Source organism: Flavobacterium pectinovorum (assembly GCF_900142715.1).
GTDB classification, from domain to species: Bacteria; Bacteroidota; Bacteroidia; order Flavobacteriales; family Flavobacteriaceae; genus Flavobacterium; species Flavobacterium pectinovorum.
On the sequence record NZ_FRBX01000003.1, the window covers coordinates 681,190 to 701,304 of the forward strand.

General features: G+C 33.0%; 21 protein-coding genes and 1 tRNA gene. 13 read left to right on the forward strand and 9 right to left on the reverse strand.

The features are described 5' to 3' along the window. Positions 1–36 precede the first annotated feature (36 nt). From BUE22_RS13595 to hisS, 5 genes are all read right to left on the reverse strand, one after another. Positions 37–963, reverse strand: coding sequence for an ABC transporter ATP-binding protein (locus tag BUE22_RS13595; RefSeq protein ID WP_073395469.1), 927 nt, complete (start codon positions 961–963; stop codon positions 37–39). A 164-nt stretch (positions 964–1,127) separates the two neighbouring features. Further along, complete coding sequence (gene dnaJ, locus BUE22_RS13600; protein WP_073395470.1) at positions 1,128–2,240, reverse strand: molecular chaperone DnaJ; 1,113 nt, start codon at positions 2,238–2,240, stop codon at positions 1,128–1,130. A gap of 80 nt (positions 2,241–2,320) precedes the next feature. Beyond that, positions 2,321–2,899: a nucleotide exchange factor GrpE gene (locus BUE22_RS13605; protein ID WP_042565144.1), complete on the reverse strand. Its 579-nt coding sequence runs from the start codon at positions 2,897–2,899 to the stop codon at positions 2,321–2,323. Positions 2,900–3,525: 626 nt separating this feature from the next. Then, a tRNA-Trp gene (locus tag BUE22_RS13610) sits at positions 3,526–3,596 on the reverse strand. 291 nt (positions 3,597–3,887) lie between these two features. Next, positions 3,888–5,315 (reverse strand): histidine--tRNA ligase, encoded by a 1,428-nt coding sequence (gene hisS / locus BUE22_RS13615; RefSeq protein WP_073395471.1) that lies wholly within the window; start codon positions 5,313–5,315, stop codon positions 3,888–3,890. A gap of 195 nt (positions 5,316–5,510) precedes the next feature. Here hisS and BUE22_RS13620 point away from each other — a divergent pair, with 195 nt between their 5' ends. After that, a complete protein-coding gene (locus BUE22_RS13620; RefSeq protein WP_042565142.1) occupies positions 5,511–6,755 on the forward strand; it encodes an ABC transporter permease in 1,245 nt (414 codons plus the stop codon). 182 nt (positions 6,756–6,937) lie between these two features. Here BUE22_RS13620 and BUE22_RS23615 read toward each other — a convergent pair whose 3' ends face one another. The 3 genes from BUE22_RS23615 to BUE22_RS13635 form a co-directional block, all read right to left on the reverse strand. Next, positions 6,938–7,162: a hypothetical protein gene (locus BUE22_RS23615; RefSeq protein WP_124020534.1), complete on the reverse strand. Its 225-nt coding sequence runs from the start codon at positions 7,160–7,162 to the stop codon at positions 6,938–6,940. 294 nt (positions 7,163–7,456) lie between these two features. Next, positions 7,457–8,320: a peptide chain release factor N(5)-glutamine methyltransferase gene (prmC, locus tag BUE22_RS13630; protein WP_042565141.1), complete on the reverse strand. Its 864-nt coding sequence runs from the start codon at positions 8,318–8,320 to the stop codon at positions 7,457–7,459. Positions 8,321–8,400: 80 nt separating this feature from the next. Next, positions 8,401–8,886: a GNAT family N-acetyltransferase gene (locus BUE22_RS13635; protein WP_073395473.1), complete on the reverse strand. Its 486-nt coding sequence runs from the start codon at positions 8,884–8,886 to the stop codon at positions 8,401–8,403. Positions 8,887–9,013: 127 nt separating this feature from the next. Here BUE22_RS13635 and ribD point away from each other — a divergent pair, with 127 nt between their 5' ends. The 3 genes from ribD to BUE22_RS13650 all read left to right on the forward strand — a co-directional run bounded on the left by ribD (position 9,014) and on the right by BUE22_RS13650 (position 11,526). Next, positions 9,014–10,063 carry a bifunctional diaminohydroxyphosphoribosylaminopyrimidine deaminase/5-amino-6-(5-phosphoribosylamino)uracil reductase RibD gene (ribD, locus tag BUE22_RS13640; RefSeq protein ID WP_073395523.1) on the forward strand — a complete coding sequence of 350 codons (1,050 nt, stop codon included), beginning with the start codon at positions 9,014–9,016 and terminating at the stop codon, positions 10,061–10,063. Further along, positions 10,056–10,658 carry an HAD family hydrolase gene (locus tag BUE22_RS13645; protein ID WP_073395474.1) on the forward strand — a complete coding sequence of 201 codons (603 nt, stop codon included), beginning with the start codon at positions 10,056–10,058 and terminating at the stop codon, positions 10,656–10,658. Before ribD ends, BUE22_RS13645 begins: the two co-directional genes overlap by 8 nt. A 235-nt stretch (positions 10,659–10,893) precedes the next feature. After that, the gene (locus BUE22_RS13650; protein ID WP_073395475.1) at positions 10,894–11,526 is read left to right on the forward strand and encodes an IMPACT family protein; all 633 of its coding nucleotides are present in this window, start codon (positions 10,894–10,896) and stop codon (positions 11,524–11,526) included. Between the two features lie 31 nt (positions 11,527–11,557). On the opposite strand, the gene BUE22_RS13655 is transcribed toward BUE22_RS13650, so the two are convergent. Next, entirely contained in the window at positions 11,558–11,962 is a 405-nt protein-coding gene (locus BUE22_RS13655) for an acyl-CoA thioesterase (protein WP_042565137.1), read from the reverse strand. Between the two features lie 187 nt (positions 11,963–12,149). Here BUE22_RS13655 and dnaA point away from each other — a divergent pair, with 187 nt between their 5' ends. The 9 genes from dnaA (at position 12,150) to BUE22_RS13700 (ending at position 20,087) form a co-directional block, all read left to right on the forward strand. Then, positions 12,150–13,577: a chromosomal replication initiator protein DnaA gene (gene dnaA, locus BUE22_RS13660; RefSeq protein WP_042565136.1), complete on the forward strand. Its 1,428-nt coding sequence runs from the start codon at positions 12,150–12,152 to the stop codon at positions 13,575–13,577. A 9-nt stretch (positions 13,578–13,586) separates the two neighbouring features. After that, complete coding sequence (locus tag BUE22_RS13665) at positions 13,587–14,054, forward strand: low molecular weight protein-tyrosine-phosphatase (protein WP_042565135.1); 468 nt, start codon at positions 13,587–13,589, stop codon at positions 14,052–14,054. A 72-nt stretch (positions 14,055–14,126) separates the two neighbouring features. Continuing rightward, positions 14,127–14,840 (forward strand): SAM-dependent methyltransferase, encoded by a 714-nt coding sequence (locus tag BUE22_RS13670; protein ID WP_073395476.1) that lies wholly within the window; start codon positions 14,127–14,129, stop codon positions 14,838–14,840. A gap of 18 nt (positions 14,841–14,858) precedes the next feature. Next, a complete protein-coding gene (locus BUE22_RS13675) occupies positions 14,859–15,284 on the forward strand; it encodes an energy transducer TonB (RefSeq protein WP_073395477.1) in 426 nt (141 codons plus the stop codon). Between the two features lie 48 nt (positions 15,285–15,332). After that, the gene (locus BUE22_RS13680; RefSeq protein ID WP_073395478.1) at positions 15,333–16,460 is read left to right on the forward strand and encodes a methionine aminotransferase; all 1,128 of its coding nucleotides are present in this window, start codon (positions 15,333–15,335) and stop codon (positions 16,458–16,460) included. Positions 16,461–16,534: 74 nt separating this feature from the next. Continuing rightward, entirely contained in the window at positions 16,535–17,416 is an 882-nt protein-coding gene (locus BUE22_RS13685; RefSeq protein ID WP_073395479.1) for an SDR family oxidoreductase, read from the forward strand. A 275-nt stretch (positions 17,417–17,691) separates the two neighbouring features. Continuing rightward, on the forward strand, positions 17,692–18,300 hold the full coding sequence (udk, locus tag BUE22_RS13690; RefSeq protein WP_042565131.1) for a uridine kinase: 609 nt from the start codon (positions 17,692–17,694) through the stop codon (positions 18,298–18,300). 78 nt (positions 18,301–18,378) lie between these two features. Continuing rightward, positions 18,379–18,705, forward strand: coding sequence for an FtsB family cell division protein (locus BUE22_RS13695; protein ID WP_042565130.1), 327 nt, complete (start codon positions 18,379–18,381; stop codon positions 18,703–18,705). Positions 18,706–18,722: 17 nt separating this feature from the next. After that, positions 18,723–20,087, forward strand: coding sequence for a methylmalonyl-CoA mutase subunit beta (locus BUE22_RS13700; RefSeq protein WP_073395480.1), 1,365 nt, complete (start codon positions 18,723–18,725; stop codon positions 20,085–20,087). Positions 20,088–20,115: the final 28 nt, after the last annotated feature.

The following is a 20,115-nucleotide window of genomic DNA, read 5'->3' on the forward strand; positions in this document are numbered from 1 at the left end:
TTCCAGGTTTTCACTCTAAAATCTGAAATCTGAAATCTAAACTTTTTCAGTAACTGTCTGAATAAAAATATCGTTTACACTCGGGATTTTTTCTACAAAATGTGTTACTTGTCCGCGTTGTGTCAGAATATGTAATAACTCGTTTGGAGCTGCATTTCCTATCTGAATATTTAGTTTTAAATCGTCATTTAAAGATTTAAAACTGGCAGGCGAAACAGTAAATTTTTGGGTAATGTCATACATCAAACCTTCAACATTATTGGTCAGGATTCCAACTTCAAAACTATTGGTTTTAAACTCGCGTTTTACATCACTGACTTGTCCTTCGATTAATTTATTTGATTTATGAATTAAGGCAATATGATCACAAAGTTCCTCAACGCTTTCCATACGGTGTGTCGAAAAAATGATTGTGGCGCCTTGTTCTTTTAATGCCAAAATTTCATCTTTAATAACATTAGCATTTACGGGATCAAAACCGGAAAATGGCTCATCAAAAATCAGCAATTTAGGTTTATGCAATACACAAACTACAAACTGAATTTTTTGCGCCATTCCTTTAGAAAGTTCCTGAATTTTTTTGTTCCACCAACCCTGAATTCCCAAACGATCAAACCAAAAATCCAGTTGTTTTTTAGCCTCGGCTTTAGAAAGTCCCTTCATTTGTGCCAAATACAAACATTGCTCTCCCACTTTCATAGAAGTGTATAAACCTCTTTCTTCCGGAAGATAACCGATATTCTGCACATGTTTTGGCTGCAATTTTTCTCCATCCAAAATAATCTGACCGCTATCCGGTAGTGTAATTTGATTGATGATTCGAATAAGGGAAGTTTTTCCAGCTCCATTTGGACCTAACAATCCGTAAATGCTGCCTTTGGGCACATTTAATGAAACTTCGTTAAGCGCTACATAATCGCCATATTGTTTTACGACTTTATGTACTTCGAGTAAGTTGCTCATGCTGTTTTTAGAATTTTCTACGTCAGTTTGACCATTGTGGCCTAGCGAGTGTAAAAGTAAATAATTAGTACCGATTCTAAGTAATAATACATAAAAAACCCATTCTAAATTTACTTCAGAATGGGTTTTAAAAATTTATTTTCTCTTTTTAGAAAAAGTTTCTGTTATGAGAACATATCTTTTACTTTTTCAAAAAATGATTTTTCTGATTTTTCAGGACTCGGAACAAAGTGTTCGTCGTTAAGAGCATTTTCAAAAAATTGTTTTTGCTCTTTATTCAGTGTTTTTGGCGTCCATACATTTACGTGAACTAGTAAATCCCCGCTTCCGTAACCGTTAATACTTGGAATACCTTTTCCTTTTAATCTTAATATTTTTCCTGATTGAATTCCTTCTTCCAGTTTAATACGAACTTTTCCGTTGATTGCTTCAATATCTTTAGAAACTCCTAAAACTGCTTCAGGGAAACTGATATATAAATCGAAATGAATATTTTCTCCTTCACGTTTCAAAAATTCGTGTTCCAACTCTTCAATTGCAACAATTAAATCACCAGGAACGCTGTTTCCAGGAGCATCATTTCCTTTGTTAGAAACTTTAAGCTGCATTCCGTCAACAACTCCAGCAGGAATTTTGATTGAAACTGTTTCATCTTCCAAAACCATCCCCTGAGCATCTGCTTCAGATGGTCTTTTATCTAAAATTTGTCCAGAACCTCCACAAGTAGGGCAAGTTGATGCAGATTGCATTCTACCCAAAATTGTGTTTGTTACACGCATTACCTGTCCCTGACCATTACAAGTCGAACACGTTTTGTATGTAACTCCTTTTGCCTGAACTTTACGTTTTACTTTTACCTTTTTCTCAACACCATTTGCAATTTCTTCTAAAGTCAGTTTAACTTTAATTCGAAGATTGCTTCCTTTAGCGCGACGAGGACCGCCTCCGCCTCCGCCGAAACCGCCAAATCCTCCACCAAAAATATCACCAAACTGGCTGAAAATGTCATCCATATTCATACCACCGTGACCACCACCGCCAAATCCGCCAGAACCATCAAAAGCCTGATGTCCGTATTGGTCGTATTTAGCTTTTTTGTTAGGATCACTTAAAACTTCATAAGCTTCTGCCGCAAGTTTAAAGTTTTCTTCTGCCTCTTTGTCGCCTGGATTTTTATCCGGGTGATATTTTAAAGCACTTTTTCGGTAAGCTTTTTTTATTTCGGCAGCGTCAGCATTTTTTGAAATGCCTAGTATTTCGTAAAAATCTTTTTTCATAATTTAGGTTAAATTCCAAATCTAAAAATTCCAAATTCCAATACTTAAAAAATTGACTTTCAGAATATTTATTTGTTTTTTTAGTTTCCGATAACCACTTTAGGGAAACGAATGATTTTGTCTCCTAATTTGTATCCTTTTTCAATAACGTCAACAATTTTCCCTTTTAATTTGTCAGACGGAGCTGGAATTTGGGTAATTGCTTCAGCAAAATCAGCATTAAAAGCATCACCTGCTCTTACTTCAACTTGCTCTAAACCTTTAGAAACCAAAGTGCTTTTCAATTTTTCATGAATCAACTCCACACCTTTTTTCAAATTTTCATCGTCAGACTTGTTGATTTCTACAGTTGCTCTGTCAAAATCATCCAAAACAGGAAGCATTGCTAACAAAACTTCTTGGTTTGCTGTTTTAAACAAATCCATACGCTCTTTTGAAGTTCTTTTTTTGTAATTTTCAAATTCGGCAAATAATCTCAAAAACTTATCTTTTTCTTTTGCCAAGTCTTGAGCCAATTGCTCTTCAACACTTAATTCCTCAACAATTAACTGCTCACCGTTGGCATTGTTTTCTAACGTTACATCATCTAATTCCTGATCGAATTCTGTATTTTCCGTAGTCATATTACTTGTATTTTTAAAAATATTCTTAAACTTCATTTTCAATTTCTTTCTTTTGGATTGCAAAAGTACTGCCAAATCTTATAAAATGTCAAATTGTCACGCTGTTAAAATTTGACTGTTTATATAAATAATTTTCTTACTTTAAAATTTAGTATAATTTTAAGACTATTACGTTTTAGTTTGTGGTATATTTGAAGACAAAATTATAATCTAAATTATTACCTATCAAAATTGAATTTAAGGGTTGGCCTCGGCCTCAAAATAATTATTAATTCAAATTTACCTTATATTAAAAAAAGCTTCGCCTTATGAGACGAAGCTTTTTTTTGTTGAACGAAAAAAATTTACCGCAGAGAACGCAAAGTTTTTTTACTCTTAACTTTATAAAAAATACAAAGTTCGCAAAGCTTTGCGCACTTAGATTGTGTAAACACAACTTTAAATCTTAGTGAACTCTGCGAAAAACCTTTGCGTTCCTTGCGGTAAAAATACTTTGTATGTATATTTTTTAATGTTCTCCAAAAAAATTAGCCTTGATCTTCAAAAACGAAAAGTTCGCAAAGCTTTGTATTATTTAGCTTTGCGTCCCGAAGCTTCGGGATATGATTTTAAAATTATTCTTAGATATAAATCTTTGCGTTCTTTGCGGTAAAGAAATATTGCACGGGCGGAGGGATTCGAACCCCCATCAACGGTTTTGGAGACCGCTATTCTACCCTTGAACTACGCCCGTAACTTAAGGTCGGCAAATTAAAAGTTTTTTTTCTTCTCTACCAACTATTTCAGGCAGAGATTTAAAAAGAAAATCCTTTAAACATGCACGATCCGAAGCAAAAACCTTTGCTTCAAATAGTTAACCTATATTTTTTATTTCACGCAGATTTTAAAAAATATTTTGGCAGATTAAAGCAGATTTATTTATATAACAATCAAATTAAATCTGCCAAAATCTGCGTGAAATAAAAATCTAATAATCCTTTTATCCCAATAGCTATCGGGAGTGGTAAAACACTTTACCATTCAATTATGACAACAAAGCATTTTTCAATCCTTCAAAATCAACAGAAACCTGTTCGCCTGAAACTAAATTTTTAAGTGAATATGAATTGGAAGCAATTTCCTGATCGCCCGCAATTACTGCAAACGGAATCAAGCGTTTATCTGCATATTGAAACTGTTTCCCTACTTTTACATTATCCGGATACAATTCTACTTTTATATTTTCTTTTCTTAATTTCTGAATTGCCTGCGAAGCATATAAAGCCTCAGCATCTCCATAATTAATAAATAATGCTTTTGATGTTGCAGCAACAGTTTCAGGAAATAATTGCAACTCTTCCAGAACCAAATAAATTCTGTCTAGTCCAAAAGAAATTCCGACACCGCTCATATTCTTCAAACCAAAAATACCAGTCAAGTCATCGTATCTTCCGCCACCGCCGATAGAACCCATCGAAACCGTTTTTGGCGCTGCTACTTCAAAAATAGCTCCGGTATAATAATTTAGTCCGCGCGCTAGTGTCACGTCAAGATCTAATGTCGCAGTCGCTAAACCTAAAGTAGCCACATTGTCACAAATAAATTTCAATTCTTCTACACCTTTCATTCCTTCTTCTGATGAAGCTAATAAATCTGAAAGCTGATTGATTTTATCTGCAAATGTTCCTGTAAAATTAAAAAGCGGCTGTACTTTAACCAATGCTTCTTCGGCAATTCCTTTTTCAATCATTTCTTTTTTAACGCCATCTTCACCAATTTTATCCAGCTTATCAAGAGCTACCGTAAAATCGATCAATTTATCTGAAGCGCCAATAACTTCTGCAATTCCAGATAAAATTTTTCTGTTATTGATTTTAATGGTTACGCCTTCTAAACCTAAAGAAGTAAAAACAGTGTCATATAACTGAACCAATTCAACTTCCTGCCAAAGTGATTTTGAACCTACAACATCGGCGTCACATTGATAAAACTCTCTGTAACGACCTCTTTGCGGTCTGTCTGCTCTCCAAACCGGTTGAATTTGATATCTTTTAAAAGGAAATTCAATTTCGTTTTGGTGCTGTACAACATATCTTGCAAACGGAACTGTCAAGTCGTAACGTAAAGCCTTCTCAGAAATTTTTCCGGTAAATTTATTCAACTCAATTCTTTGATTCAAATCAATCGTTTCTGCAGAATTAACTTGTAAAGATGCTATTGATTCCGGTAATTCAATTTTATTTTTATTGAAGAAAAAATTACCTGAATTCAGTATTTTAAAAATCAAGCGATCTCCTTCTTCCCCATACTTTCCCATTAAGGTATCTGAATTTTCAAACGACGGAGTTTCAATTGGCTGAAAGCCAAATTTCTCAAAATTACTTTTTATCGTCTGAATAATATATTGACGTTTTGACACCTCTGCAGGCGAAAAATCTCTTGTTCCTTGTGGTATGCTTGGTTTTGAAGCCATCTTTTTTTGATATTTTAGATTTCTGATTTTAGATTTTAGATTTTATTGCAAATCTGAATTAAAATCTTTTTTGGATTATTTATTTTTAGATTTCTCTATTTCTAATGGACTGCAAATATCTTATTTTTTAAAATAAATATTGGCAGTTCGAAAACAAACTTGTAACAAAAAACGTATTTTCGTGACAAATTGGTCATGATGCTAAAATTATTTAAAGAAAATATCCGAATTGCTTTTGGTTCAATCAAAACACAATTGCTGCGCACCATTCTTACAGTATTAATTATTGCTATCGGGATTACAGCTTTGGTTGGAATTTTGACCGTTGTAACAGCGCTTGAAAATACTGTTTCTACCAATTTTGCTTCAATGGGAGCTAATACTTTCAACATCAATCAATACGAAAATAATGTTAAAAACCGAGGAGGAAATGAACGCGAAATTATAAATCCGATTATTTCATATCCTGAAGCGGTTGCTTTCAAAAACAAATTCAAATATCCTTTTACCGAAACATCGTTGTCTTTTACCGCAACTACAACGGCAGAGGTAAAATATTCAGATAAAAAAACAGATCCGGAAATTACCATTGTTGGTGTCGACGAGCATTTTATTTCAAATTCAGGGTTAGAAACCACTTTAGGGCGTTCTTTCAACCAATTTGACATTGACAACAATACTTATTCCTGTATTGTAGGTTCTGATTTTGAAAAAGGCTTATTAAAAGATATTAACCCGATTGACAAAGTTATTTCAATTCGCGGAGCACGTTTTAAAGTTATTGGTGTTTTAAAAGAAAAAGGTTCAACGTTTGGAAACAGTCAGGATTTACGTGTTTTGATTCCAATTCAGGTCGCACGTTCTTTATTTACTGCACCAAATATCAATTATACAATGAGTGTAATGGTTTCTAAAAAAGAACTTTTAGACGAAGCTGTTGACAATGCAACAAGTACCATGCGAAGAGTTCGTAAACTGAGTCCGGTTCGTGATAATAATTTTGGCATTGGCCGAAGCGACGATTTAATTAATAGAATTCTCGGCATCACGAAATATCTGGGCTGGGCTTCCTGGATTATTAGCGTTATTACGATTTTAGGTTCATCAATTGCCTTAATGAACATTATGATTGTTTCGGTTACAGAACGTACGCGCGAAATTGGTGTTCGAAAAGCTTTGGGCGCAACAAAAATCACAATTTCAGTTCAGTTTTTTATCGAAACTTTATTGATTGGACAAATTGGCGGTTTGGTCGGAATTGTATTGGGAATCCTAATTGGCTTTGCTTTTGCGGCCGCAATGAGTTTTGCATTTGTGATTCCGTGGATGGCGATTTTTGCTGCTTTTGCAACTAGCTTTATGGTTGCAATTGTTTCTGGATTATATCCAGCGATAAAAGCTTCGCAACTTGATCCTATTGAAGCTTTACGTTATGAGTAGTTTTATTTATTTGAAGCAGAAATAATCATTTTATAAGACCTTCTTTCCCGCTATTCGTTTCAATCTTTTTTGTTGAACCCCAACAAAAAAGGATTTCCACTGCTATCGGGGCTAAATTTAGAAGTTTCAACTTTTCAAGAACTTCTTTGTAAAGTTTATAAAATTTTAAAGATAGAATTCACCTATTTTGTTTTCATGAGTTTTCTTTTCTCTACTCCTATTATATCAAATTCAAAATACTTTTCATACTCTTCAATTTCATGAGTTTGCTCATTACTAATTATATCAATTGTGTCGCCATCAAAAGTCATAGTTTCAGCAAACAAATCGTCAACTATCAAAATGCAATTTTCATGTAAATAAAAAAACGGAAAGTCCAGAGATCTGTCAAAAATATTTCTTTTCAATTCTCTGTTTTTTAAATCAATTATTCACCACTGATACATAAATCTATAAAAAACCAGATCAATATTTTTAAAATGACAAAAGTTAAACTCTATTAATTCATCAATATCTTCATTGAGAAATATTTTTACAGTTAAATCGTGGTTCGGATATTCATCAAATTTGAAATCAACATATGAAACCCTTAAACTTGATGAATTTTCAGAAGGAATTATAATATCTATCTTTTCAGACATTTGAGATGAATCGTAGTTATTCTTTATAGTTGTTTTCATTTATAAACTATAGTTCTATACCTACAAGTTTTTAGAAACCTTGCAGGAAATCATACGGTCATTATCGTAAATATCTTTTCTTAATTCGATGTTTTTAAAATCCATTTTCTCCAGTAAATCAGTCATTTCATTTCCTAAATACTGATTGATTTCAAAAAATAATTGCCCCTTATCTTTAAGTCCGCTTTTTGCCAAAGCAGCTATTTTTCTATAAAAAATCAAAGCATCGTTATCATCTACAAAAAGTGCTAAATGCGGTTCGTAATCCAAGACATTTTTTTTGATTTCTTCTTTTTCTAAGTTACGAACATAAGGCGGATTAGAAACAATAATATCAAAATTACAGGTAAGCACATCTGTATCTAAAATATTCTGATACATAAAAGTAACATCTACATTGTTATTGATGGCATTCCTTTTTGCGGTTTCTATCGCTTTTTTTGAAACATCGATTCCGTAAACTTCGGCATTTGGGAGATTTTTTGCCAAAGAAATTGCAATACACCCACTACCGGTTCCGATATCTAAAATTTTTATTTTTTTAGATTTCCCTTCTTTGTTTTCATTAATAATCCATTCGACCAATTCTTCCGTTTCGGGTCTCGGAATCAAAACATTTTCATTTACTTCAAAATCCAACCCATAAAAATTTGTTTTCCCAAGTAAATACTGAATCGGAACTTCTTTTTTCAGCTCGTTTAAAAAACCACCCCAAATAGCAAGATCAGCATCTGAAAAAGTTAATTCATGATTGAGCGCCAAATCAATTTGCCTAAGCTTGTGTTTATTTTCTAATATTAAATAAAAAAAACTCTCTGCTTCATAAGCATCATAAAAAGGAGAAAGTTCTTTTATAAATTGAGTTCTATATTGTTTGATTCTCATTTCGTTTTGAGCATTTTTTAGCTAAATCCAACCCTGTTCTACAATAAGTAGTGCAAATTAAAAATTGTTACAATCTTATTTTACAATTCCTTCAACATCCAAACCGGACAAGAACTATGTCCAGTACAACCTAACGGAGCATCTAAATACTCAAAACCTGATTTTTTATATAATTTTTGAGCGGCATGCATAAAAGGCATCGTCTCTATATAACATTTCTCAAAGCCAAAATCTCTGGCCTGCGACAGGCATTTTTCCATCATTTCACTTCCAATTCCTAATCCACGGGTTTTAGGCAAAAAATACATCTTTTGCAATTCGCAAATTTTTGGATCACCATTTTCTAAAGGCGCAATGCCGGAACAGCCTACAATTTCACCTTCATTTTCCACAACAAAATAAACAGATTGTGGTTTGTTATATTCTTCAAACATCAAATCTAAATACGGATCTGCATAAGCTGTTCCTACTTTCGGAATTTCCATTTCGTCAAAAACCGATCTTATTAATTGGGCAACTGCCTGATTGTCTTCTTTTATAATTCTTCTGATAATCCAATTTTCCATATTTCAAATTCGTCTGATATATTACAAAAGTAGAAATACTTTTCCGATAGTTTTATAACAAATCAGAATGTTTCACAACTATACCAAATCTATCGACAATAAAGGCAAAAATAACTACTTTTGTAAAGTGAATATACATGAGAAATACATAAAGCGTTGCATTGAATTGGCCCGAAATGGCTTTGGAACTACATATCCAAACCCGATGGTGGGAAGTGTAATCGTTTATGAAGATAGAATTATTGGCGAAGGATGGCATAAAAAAGCCGGAGAACCTCACGCCGAAGTCAATGCCGTTCGATCTGTAAAAGACAAATCACTTTTAAAAAAAGCAACAATTTATGTGAGTTTAGAACCTTGCAGTCATTTTGGAAAAACGCCTCCGTGCTGTGATTTAATTATTGCAAATGAAATTCCGAATGTTGTAGTGGGAACTGTCGATCCCAATGAAAAAGTAGCCGGAAACGGAATCAGGAAATTAATTGCCGCCGGAGCCAATGTTACGGTTGGCGTTTTAGAAAAAGAATGCAACGAACTCAATAAACGCTTTTTTACTTTTCATAATAAAAAAAGGCCTTATATTATTTTGAAATGGGCGGAAAGTCAGGATGGTTTTTTAGCGCCCGAAAAAGATATAAACCAGGGCAGAAAACCAGTTTGGATTACCAATCAATATTCGAGACAATTGGTTCATAAGTGGCGAAGTGAGGAACAGTCAATTTTAGTGGGAACACAGACGGTTATTGATGACAATCCAAAATTGAACACAAGAGATTGGGCTGGTAATAATCCGGTGAGAGTAGTTTTAGATCAAAATAATAGAATTTCTAAAGACAGTTTTATTTTTGATGACAGCGTAAAAACGATTGTATTTACAAAATCTGAAAGCAACTCTTCTACAGAAAACACAACTTTTGAAATAATTGATTTTGATCAGAATATAATTCAGCAGATTTTAGATGTTTTATATCAAAATCAAATTCAATCGATTATTATTGAAGGCGGTTTAAAAACCTTACAATCTTTTATAGATGAAAACGTTTGGGATGAAGCGAGAATTTTTATCGGAAAAACTTCTTTTGAAAAAGGAACTAAAGCTCCAATCATTTCGAAGAAAAATACAACCAAAACTTTCATTCAGGACGATGAATTAATATACGTTAGAAATCATGATTGATACTATAATTTTTGACTTTGGAGATATTTTTATCAATTTAGATAAACAAGCCACTATTTCGGGATTACAGAAATTAGGAATGACGGAATGGAATTCTGAATTTGACCGATTAAATCTTTTGTTTGAAACGGGAGATATTTCGTATGATGATTTTTTGGCAGGTTTTCAGGAACAGCTTCCAAATGCCTCTAAAGAAGAAATCCTGCAGGCATGGAATGCCGTTTTGGCTGATTTTCCTTTGTACCGATTAGAATTTCTGCAAATGCTTTCGAAAAAATACCGTTTGTTTTTATTGAGCAATACCGATTCTATTCATATTGAAACTTTTCAAAATACAACCGGGATTTCATTCTACAGCGATTTTTACCAATGCTTTGAAAAGGTTTATTTTTCATTTGAAATTGGAAAACGAAAACCAAATCCTGAAGCTTATCAATACATTATTAACAAACACGAATTATCTCCAAAAAGAACTTTGTTTGTAGATGATAAAAAAGAAAACACAGATGCCGCCGCAGCTTTAGGTCTTCATGTCTGGAATTTACAAGTGGGCCAGGAAGATGTCGTGGATTTATTTGATAAAAAAATATTGTAGTAAAGTGAATTTGGCGAGAATTTACCGCAAAGACGCAATCCCGATAGCTATCGGGATACGCAAAGTTCACCAAGATTTTAACGAATTAAGAATACAAAGTTCGCAAAGCTTTGTATGATTTAGCTTTGCGAACTTTCAAAGCTTGCAAACAGACAACTAACAATAAAACCTTCGCGAACTTTGCGGTAAAATTAACTCAGTAAAAAAACAATAAACATAATTTAGAAATATACTTTTGGAATATAACGATACGTATCAAACCATTGCTTTAGAATCTGAGGAAGTACTTTTTAAGGAAAAAGGAAGTAAGTTCTTTGGTTATGCTTTTCCTATCGAAAATGAGGATGCCGTAAAACCTATTATCGAAAACTTAAAAAAGCAGCATCCGCATGCGGTACATTATTGTTATGCATATCAAATTGGTACGGCTCCAAAAATTTCTTATCGAGCTAATGATGATGGCGAACCAAGCAACACGGCCGGAGCACCAATTTACGGACAAATACAATCTTTTGGCCTGACTAACGTTCTTGTAGTGGTTGTTCGCATTTTTGGCGGAATAAAATTAGGCGTTGGCGGATTAATTGCAGCTTACAAAACAACAGCACAAATGACATTGGAAGTTTGTGAAATTGTAGAAAAAACAATTGATGTGCATTTTTTAATTTCTTTTGATTATAAAAACATGAATAAAGTAATGCGGGTAATTAAAGAAAAGAAGCTTGAAATTGTTTCTCAGGAAATGGAAATTGATGAAGAATCAGGTTTGCCAATTGGAAAAATTAGTACAAAAACGCGAAAAAAAAATGCCGAAATGATATTCGACATTTTTGATTTAATGTTTGAAATCGACATCAAAATTATATAATTTGATATAAAAACACAGTGCGTTTTAACAATTATACAAGCGTTTTAAATAATTCTAAAATATAATCCGGAGGAGCTGTTGGGCGACCTGTTTTTAACGAAATAAATACTAAAATAAACACCGCAGTTGTTAATAACTCATTCGCTTCATTATAGATTGCACAGTCAAATTCAATCTTAACAGAAGACTGACTTTTGAAAGTTGTATGAATTGTAAGAAGCTCATCGTAACGGGCCGATTTTTTATAATTTATTTGCATTGAAACAATTGGCAATCCAATTCCGCTTTCTTCCATGCTTTTATACGAAATCCCTTTATTTCTAAGCCATTCCACGCGTCCTATCTCAAAATAAGGGATGTAATTTCCGTGATAAACGACTCCCATTTGATCAGTTTCAGAGTAACGAACACGCACTTGCGTTTGATGATTTTTCATTATTTATATATTAAAAAAAATTAATTTTCAAAAGCCGCCTTACAACATTTTTTTATAAAATTAGAGGGCAAAATATTTTTTTTTACAGAAATTTGTTCACATATTTGTTATCCCGAAATACGGAATAAAATTGCTCCTTTTTTATTAGGAGAATCTTTATCAATAATAAAAAAATTTATCTGAATTTATGACTAAAACTGCTCAATCGGTATGGGAAAACTGTTTGTCCTTTATAAAAGACAATATTCAAGATCAAGCCTATAAAACTTGGTTTGAACCAATCAAATCAGTTGAGCTAACCGACAACGCGTTATATATTCAGGTACCAAGTAAATTTTTCTACGAATGGCTCGAAGAGCATTACGTTAAATTATTGAAAGTTGCGCTTACCAAAGAACTGGGAAAAAACGCAAAGTTACTCTATAAAATTAAAATGGAAAACACTTATGGCAATAAACAACCGTTTACCGAACAGTTGCCAAGTGCCAACAGAGTGCCAATGAAACCGCAAGAGGTTGATGCTCCGTTTAAAAACTTAAATCCAGAACTTAAAAATCCGTTTGTAATTCCGGGAATTAGAAATTTAAAAATTGAATCGCAGTTAAATGCAAACTACAGTTTTGATAATTTCTTAGAAGGAGATTCAAACCGTTTGGCTCGTTCTGCAGGTATGGCTGTAGCCAATAAACCTGGAGGAACTTCATTTAATCCGTTATTGATTTTTGGTGGAGTTGGTTTAGGAAAAACACACTTAGCACATGCTATTGGTGTTGAAGTAAAAGATAAATATCCTGAAAAAACGGTTTTATATATTTCTGCCGAAATTTTCACACAACAATATATTGATTCTGTAAAAAAGAATAATCGTAATGATTTCATTCACTTTTATCAGTTAATCGACGTTTTAATAATTGATGATGTTCAGTTTTTATCAGGAAAATCAGGAACTCAGGACGTATTTTTCCATATTTTCAATTATCTGCACCAAAACGGAAAACAGGTAATTTTAACTTCGGATAAAGCTCCTGTTGATATGCAGGATATTGAGCAACGTTTGCTTTCTCGTTTTAAATGGGGATTATCTGCAGAGTTACACCAACCTGATTACGAAACTCGTATTTCGATCTTAAAAAACATTCTATACCGCGATGGTGTTGAAATACCGGAAGACATTATTGAATATGTTGCACGCAATATCAAAACCAATGTTCGTGAACTTGAAGGTGCAATTATTTCCTTAATCGCACAATCTTCTTTCAATAAAAAAGAAGTTACAATTGAGTTGGCTAAAAGCGTTGTAGAGAAATTTGTTAAAAACGTAAAGAGAGAAATCTCTATCGATTATATTCAAAAAATTGTGTCAGATTATTTTCAATTGGATATTGAAACACTTCAATCTAAAACAAGAAAAAGACACGTGGTTCAGGCGAGACAATTGGCTATGTTTTTTGCAAAGAAATTTACTAAAGCTTCTTTGGCAAACATTGGTTCGCAAATTGGAGATCGCGATCATGCTACCGTATTACACGCTTGCAAAACAGTTGACAATTTAGTTTCGACAGACAAACAATTCAAGAAATTTGTAGAAGACATCAACAAAAAATTAACGCTATAAACGCGCATCATGCCAGTAAAAATTTTAATGGTTTGTTTGGGAAATATCTGCAGATCGCCTTTGGCCGAAGGTATTTTAGCATCAAAACTACAAAACGAAAAATTTATTGTTGATTCGGCCGGAACCGGTTCCTGGCATGTAGGTCATTCGCCAGATAAACGTTCTATAGCCGTTGCTCAAAAAAATGGTTTGTGCATTGATGGCCAAAAAGGAAGACAATTTAAAATTTCTGATTTTGACGAATTTGACTATATATATGTAATGGACAATTCGAATTATCGTGATGTTATCCATCTTGCCAAAACACCAGAACATAAAAATAAAGTTCATTTAATTCTAAATGAATTATTTCCAGATGAAAATGTAGATGTACCCGATCCTTACTTTGGCGTTTCTAACGGTTTTGATACTGTTTATCAAATGCTGGATGAAGTAACAGATATCATTGCAAAGAAACTCATCGAAAAACATTCTTAACTTATTTATTTTCAATTATTCATTGCGTAATAATTGAAAATTTTTCATTTTATAATCTATAATATACAACACATGAAACTTCAAGGAAAATTGTATTTAATTCCAACTACTATGGGCGAAAGCGATCCGATGGATGTTTTACCGCAAACAGTAAAAAGAAGTATTGAACTTATAGATTATTATATTGTTGAAAATGATAAAACCGCAAGAAAGTCAATAAAAGCAGTTTATCCTGAAAAAAAACAGTCCGAACTTGTTCTTTTTACTTTGAATAAACGTACTGAACCAAGCGAGCATTTAGATTTTATTAAACCTTTATTAGAAGGAAAAAATATGGGTTTAATGAGCGAAGCCGGCTGTCCGGGAGTTGCAGATCCAGGTGCTGTAATTGTAAAATTAGCCCACGAAAAAGGAATTCAGGTTGTGCCTTTGGTTGGTCCTTCTTCTATATTATTAGCAATGATGGCTTCTGGAATGAATGGCCAAAGTTTTACTTTCAACGGATATTTGCCAATTGATAAAGACGAGAAAAAATCGGCTTTAAAGCATTTTGAGAAACTATCTCAGGATAAAAATCAATCACAAATTTTTATTGAAACACCATACAGAAACAATAAACTGGTTGAAGATCTTTTACAAATTTTAAACCCTGCAACACATCTTTGTATTGCAACAGATATTACGCTACCTACAGAATTTATTAAAACAATGCGCGTTGCCGACTGGAAAAAAATTAAGATTGATTTGCATAATCGACCAACAATTTTTATCCTTCATAAAATGTAAATCTTAAAACCATCCGTTATGAAAAAGTTTCTGCTTCTGATCTTGATTTGCTTTGCCCAAATTACATTTTCACAAACAACTAAAGAAGTTGGAAAACCTAACGTGGATGAAGTGTCAGACATAAATAATGAAAATTTAGTTTATAATACTCAAGGTGTAGATGAAAAACCTGAATTTCCTGGCGGCGTAGCTGTGTTTAATAGTTTTCTTGATAAAAATTTTATCAAGCCAGCAGACAAACCGAAAATGAGAGGAAAAATCTATTTTACTTTTATCATCGAAAAAGATGGTTCATTAAGGGATATAAAAATATTAAGAGACCTTGGATATGGCACTGGCGACGAAGCTCTTCGAGTTATCAAATTAGCTCCAAAATGGAATCCCGGCAAACATAAAAATAAAGAAGTGAGAACTTTAAATGCCGGACTGATAACTGTAAGCTAGACATATCTTCTATTTCGCTCACAAGTTTTTCCTTAATTAAACTTTATAATGAGTAAACTTCCCAACATAACTACAAGCATATTCACGGTAATGTCTAAAATGGCATCTGAATATAATGCAATTAATCTTTCGCAGGGATTTCCTAATTTTCCTGTTGATGAAAGATTAACAGATATTATTGCAAAACTTGCCAAAGAAAATGTGCATCAATATACCCCAATGTCGGGTTATCCTCCTTTGCTAAACCAGATTTCAAAATTGGTTCAAAGTTCTTATAACAGAACAATTGATCCTGAAACAGAAATTTTGGTAACGGCCGGCGCTACTCAGGGAATTTTTACTTCGATTTTGGCTTTGGTTAAAACTGACGATGAAGTGGTTATTTTAGATCCGAGTTATGATTCGTATGAATCTCCGGTTTTACTTTGTTACGCAAAACCTGTCAGGGTTGCTTTAAATGACGACTATACCCCAAATTGGGAAACGATTGAAAAGGCGTGTTCGGAAAAAACGAAAATGATTATTATCAATAATCCGCATAATCCAACGGGGAAAATCCTGACTCAAAATGATTTTTTGCAACTGGAAAAATTGCTTTCAAAATATCCTGACCTTCTTGTTTTATCTGATGAAGTTTACGAATACATTACTTTTGAAGAAAAACATATTTCTGCACATACTAAAAGTTTTCTTTTAGATCGCTGCATTATGGTTTCTTCTTTTGGAAAATCATTTCATATTACGGGCTGGAAAATTGGCTATACTGTAGCTCCGGAATATTTAATGAAAGAAATTAAAAAAGTACATCAATTTTTGGTTTTTAGTGTAAATAGTATTTCACAGATTGCGATTAGTCAGTATTTAAATATTGTCGATGTAAATTTACTTGGAAAATTCTATCAGGAAAAACGCGATTATTTTCAAAAATTGCTTCAAAACAGCCGATTTGAATTAAAACCCTGTGAGGGAACTTATTTTCAGGTCGCTTCATATGCCAGCATATCAGATGAAGATGATGTCACTTTTTGCAAAAAACTAATTACTGATCATGGCGTTGCCGCGATTCCTATTTCAACTTTTTATTCTGATCACAAAGACCAAAAATTAATACGTTTTTGTTTTGCCAAAGATGATTTTACACTAGAATCTGCAGCAAAAAAATTATGCAAAATATAAAGTTTTTTAAAATTTTATAACAATATTATGCGCGCATCCTATTTTATTTAATTAATATTGTAAAAAAGAAAAGTATGAGTTATACAGATAAAATGTTACGCGACGATGCTTTAAAGGGCAAAGTTATAGTGGTTACAGGCGGCGGAAGCGGTTTAGGAAAAGCAATGACTAAATATTTTTTAGAATTAGGAGCTCAGGTAGCGATTACTTCGAGAGATTTAGAAAAGCTAAAAAATACTGCTACTGAACTTGAAACTGAAACTGGCGGAAAATGTTTACCGCTTCAATGTGATGTTCGACATTATGAAGAAGTAGAAAATATGCTTCAGGAAGTTTTAAAAGCTTTCGGAAAAGTAGATGTTCTTTTAAACAATGCAGCAGGAAATTTCATTTCTCCAACAGAACGTTTATCTGCAAATGCATTTGATACTGTTATAGATATCGTACTTAAGGGTTCGAAAAACTGTACGCTTGCTTTTGGAAAGCACTGGATTGACAGTAAACAAAAATCGGCTACGATTTTGAACATTGTTACTACTTATGCCTGGACTGGTTCTGCGTATGTTGTGCCAAGTGCTACAGCAAAAGCCGGGGTTTTGGCTATGACAAGAAGTCTTGCAGTGGAATGGGCTAAATACGGAATTCGTTCTAATGCAATCGCTCCGGGACCTTTCCCAACTAAGGGTGCATGGGACAGATTATTACCTGGAGATCTTGCCGAGAAATTTGATATGGCCAAAAAAGTACCATTAAAACGTGTAGGTGATCATCAGGAATTGGCCAATTTAGCTGCTTATTTGGTTTCTGATTTTTCAGCTTATGTAAATGGAGATGTTATTACAATTGATGGCGGCGAATGGCTGAAAGGCGCAGGACAATTTAATTTATTAGAAGCAATTCCTGAGGAACTTTGGGATCAGCTTGAAATGATGATAAAAGCAAAAAAGAATAAATAATTACAAGTGCTTACTAAATTCAGAATATTTTATTAAAACTATACTGATTGCACAAATCCCGAAGGTTTACTTTCGGGATTTTTTTTACGCTTTTCACCATATAAATAATATCTTTTTAACCATATAAGCAATATAAGTTTAACCAAGAAGTATTTTCACTAAATATCTTGTTGCTTAATTTTACTTCTGTTACTTATATGGTTTAAATAAATAATATGTTGAGACAATTCAGTTAAATTATTATTTTTGCCGAATAAATATATAACACCAAATTTATGCTCATTATTGGAATTGCAGGAGGAACAGGAAGTGGAAAAACAACGGTAGTACACCAGATTATGAATGAATTACCAGACACTGAAGTGGGTGTAATTTCTCAGGATTCATACTATAAAGAAACCCATAATTTGTCGTTTGACGAAAGAGCATTAATAAATTTTGATCATCCGCGCGCTATTGATTTTGAATTGCTGGTAAAACATTTAAAAGCATTAAAAGAAGGCGAAACTATTGATCAGCCGGTTTATTCTTTTATTCAGCACAACAGAACTGACGATACGGTTTCTACGCATCCTAGAAAAGTTATGATTGTTGAAGGGATTTTGATTTTGACCAATCCGGAACTTCGTGAGCTTTTTGATGTCAAAGTATATGTTCACGCAGATTCTGACGAAAGATTAATTCGTCGCTTGAAACGTGATATTTCTGAAAGAGGCCGTGATATTGATGAAGTTTTAACTCGTTATCAAAACACATTAAAACCTATGCATGAGCAATTTATAGAACCATCTAAAGCTTTTGCTGATATTATCATACCAAATGACAAATACAATACTGTTGCTATTGATGTGGTTCGTGCTGTAATTAATCAGCGAATTTCATAATTTTTATCGTAAATTTATTCCATAATCCCGATAGCGATCGTGACTTGCTCTCACTATCGGGTAAAATTGAAAACTAAAATGAAAAATCCATATAAAGACAAATCTTGGTTTAAATTTCTAGGCAATAAATATGTCTGGGTTTTACTTTTTTTTGTGGTCTGGATGTTATTTTTAGACAATTACTCCTATTTTGATCATCGCTTTTTAGACAATCAAATTAATGAACTCGAAGACAATAAAAGTTATTACAAAGAGGAAATTAAAAAGGATCAGGAACAAATCAAACAATTAAAAAATCCTGAGCAAATAGAAAAATATGCCCGCGAAAAATATTTCATGAAAAAAGACAGCGAGGATATTTACATCATTCACTTTGAAGGAGACACTATTCAAGATAAAGAATAATCAGAAAAAAACACCAAATGGCTACTACCCTTTTCGACGATTTTAATCCGATTTCATCCAAACAATGGAAACAAAAAATTCAGTTTGAATTAGATGGAGCTGATTATAACGAAACCGTAATTTGGAATTCTCCCGAAGATATTCAGGTAAAACCATTTTATCACAGAGACGAATTCTTTAAAACTGCTTCTGTAAAAACAAGTGCTTCAAATTTTAAGATTTGCCAAAATATCTTTGTTTATGATATTGAAAAATCAATTCAAAGAGCCATAAACACTATCGAAAGAGGTGCTGAAAGTTTACGTTTCACCATCGAAAACGAAAAAATTGATATTCAGAAATTATTAGAAAATCTTCCTTTAGAAAATAGAACCGTTTACTTTAATTTCAAATTTATTTCAATCGATTTCGTAAAATTATTAGATACCATTTCGATTCAGAAAAAAGCAACTTTTTACTGTAATTTAGATCCCATTGGTCATTTTGCGCGAGAAGGGAACTGGTTTACAACATCTGATAAAAATAATTTTGAAACGATTGAAAAAATTTCAAAAGCAACTACCAATCTTTCTTTACTAAGTATCGATTTGGGTTTGTATCAAAATGCAGGTGCAAATATTACGCAGCAAATCGCTTATAGTCTGGCTCACGCCAATGAATATCTGAATCGTTTGCCTGATATTTCTAAACCTGTTGTTTTTCAGGTTTCCGTAGGAACTAATTATTTCTTCGAAATTGCAAAACTTCGTGCTTTGCGAATGCTTTTTAAATTAATTGCTGCTGAATACAATCCCGATTTAGATTGTCATTTATTAGTGACACCGACCAAACGCAACAAAACAATTTACGATTATAATGTCAATATGCTTCGTACAACGACAGAATGCATGTCGGCTATTTTGGGCGGTGCAGATGCGGTTGCTAATTTACCTTATGATTCTTTGTACCATAAAGACAACGAATTTGGCGATCGAATTGCCCGCAATCAATTATTGGTTTTAAAACACGAAAGTTATTTTGACAAAGTAAACAATCCTGCCGACGGAAGTTATTATATCGAAAGTTTAACGACACAATTGGCAGAAAAAAGTTTGACTTTATTTAAAGATATTGAAGCTAATGGAGGTTTCCTAAAACTTTTGAACGACGGAACAATCAAAAAGAAAATTCAGGAAAGCGCCAATAAAGAACAAGAGTTGTTTGATGCTAAAAAAGAAGTTTTACTTGGCACAAATAAATACCCAAATAAAGAGGACAAAATGAAACATGATTTAGAATTGTTTCCTTTTGTAAAAATAAAGCCAAGAAAAACATTAATTACGCCCATTATAGAAAAAAGATTAGCTGAAAAGCTAGAACAGGAACGCCTTGAACAAGAATAATCATTTTTCGAAGTAATTAATAACCTAC

What these genes read in the sequence shown, in the direction of transcription:
- udk (WP_042565131.1), top strand. Translation starts at nt 17,692, where the DNA reads ATGCTCATTATTGGAATTGCAGGAGGAACAGGAAGTGGAAAAACAACG.
- BUE22_RS13700 (WP_073395480.1), top strand. Translation starts at nt 18,723, where the DNA reads ATGGCTACTACCCTTTTCGACGATTTTAATCCGATTTCATCCAAACAA.
- BUE22_RS13605 (WP_042565144.1), bottom strand. Translation starts at nt 2,899, where the DNA reads ATGAAGTTTAAGAATATTTTTAAAAATACAAGTAATATGACTACGGAA.
- BUE22_RS13685 (WP_073395479.1), top strand. Translation starts at nt 16,535, where the DNA reads ATGAGTTATACAGATAAAATGTTACGCGACGATGCTTTAAAGGGCAAA.
- BUE22_RS13645 (WP_073395474.1), top strand. Translation starts at nt 10,056, where the DNA reads ATGATTGATACTATAATTTTTGACTTTGGAGATATTTTTATCAATTTA.
- BUE22_RS13695 (WP_042565130.1), top strand. Translation starts at nt 18,379, where the DNA reads ATGAAAAATCCATATAAAGACAAATCTTGGTTTAAATTTCTAGGCAAT.
- hisS (WP_073395471.1), bottom strand. Translation starts at nt 5,315, where the DNA reads ATGGCTTCAAAACCAAGCATACCACAAGGAACAAGAGATTTTTCGCCT.
- BUE22_RS13595 (WP_073395469.1), bottom strand. Translation starts at nt 963, where the DNA reads ATGAGCAACTTACTCGAAGTACATAAAGTCGTAAAACAATATGGCGAT.
- BUE22_RS13655 (WP_042565137.1), bottom strand. Translation starts at nt 11,962, where the DNA reads ATGAAAAATCATCAAACGCAAGTGCGTGTTCGTTACTCTGAAACTGAT.
- BUE22_RS13680 (WP_073395478.1), top strand. Translation starts at nt 15,333, where the DNA reads ATGAGTAAACTTCCCAACATAACTACAAGCATATTCACGGTAATGTCT.
- BUE22_RS13675 (WP_073395477.1), top strand. Translation starts at nt 14,859, where the DNA reads ATGAAAAAGTTTCTGCTTCTGATCTTGATTTGCTTTGCCCAAATTACA.
- BUE22_RS13670 (WP_073395476.1), top strand. Translation starts at nt 14,127, where the DNA reads ATGAAACTTCAAGGAAAATTGTATTTAATTCCAACTACTATGGGCGAA.
- dnaA (WP_042565136.1), top strand. Translation starts at nt 12,150, where the DNA reads ATGACTAAAACTGCTCAATCGGTATGGGAAAACTGTTTGTCCTTTATA.
- prmC (WP_042565141.1), bottom strand. Translation starts at nt 8,320, where the DNA reads ATGAGAATCAAACAATATAGAACTCAATTTATAAAAGAACTTTCTCCT.
- BUE22_RS13635 (WP_073395473.1), bottom strand. Translation starts at nt 8,886, where the DNA reads ATGGAAAATTGGATTATCAGAAGAATTATAAAAGAAGACAATCAGGCA.
- dnaJ (WP_073395470.1), bottom strand. Translation starts at nt 2,240, where the DNA reads ATGAAAAAAGATTTTTACGAAATACTAGGCATTTCAAAAAATGCTGAC.
- BUE22_RS13620 (WP_042565142.1), top strand. Translation starts at nt 5,511, where the DNA reads ATGATGCTAAAATTATTTAAAGAAAATATCCGAATTGCTTTTGGTTCA.
- BUE22_RS13665 (WP_042565135.1), top strand. Translation starts at nt 13,587, where the DNA reads ATGCCAGTAAAAATTTTAATGGTTTGTTTGGGAAATATCTGCAGATCG.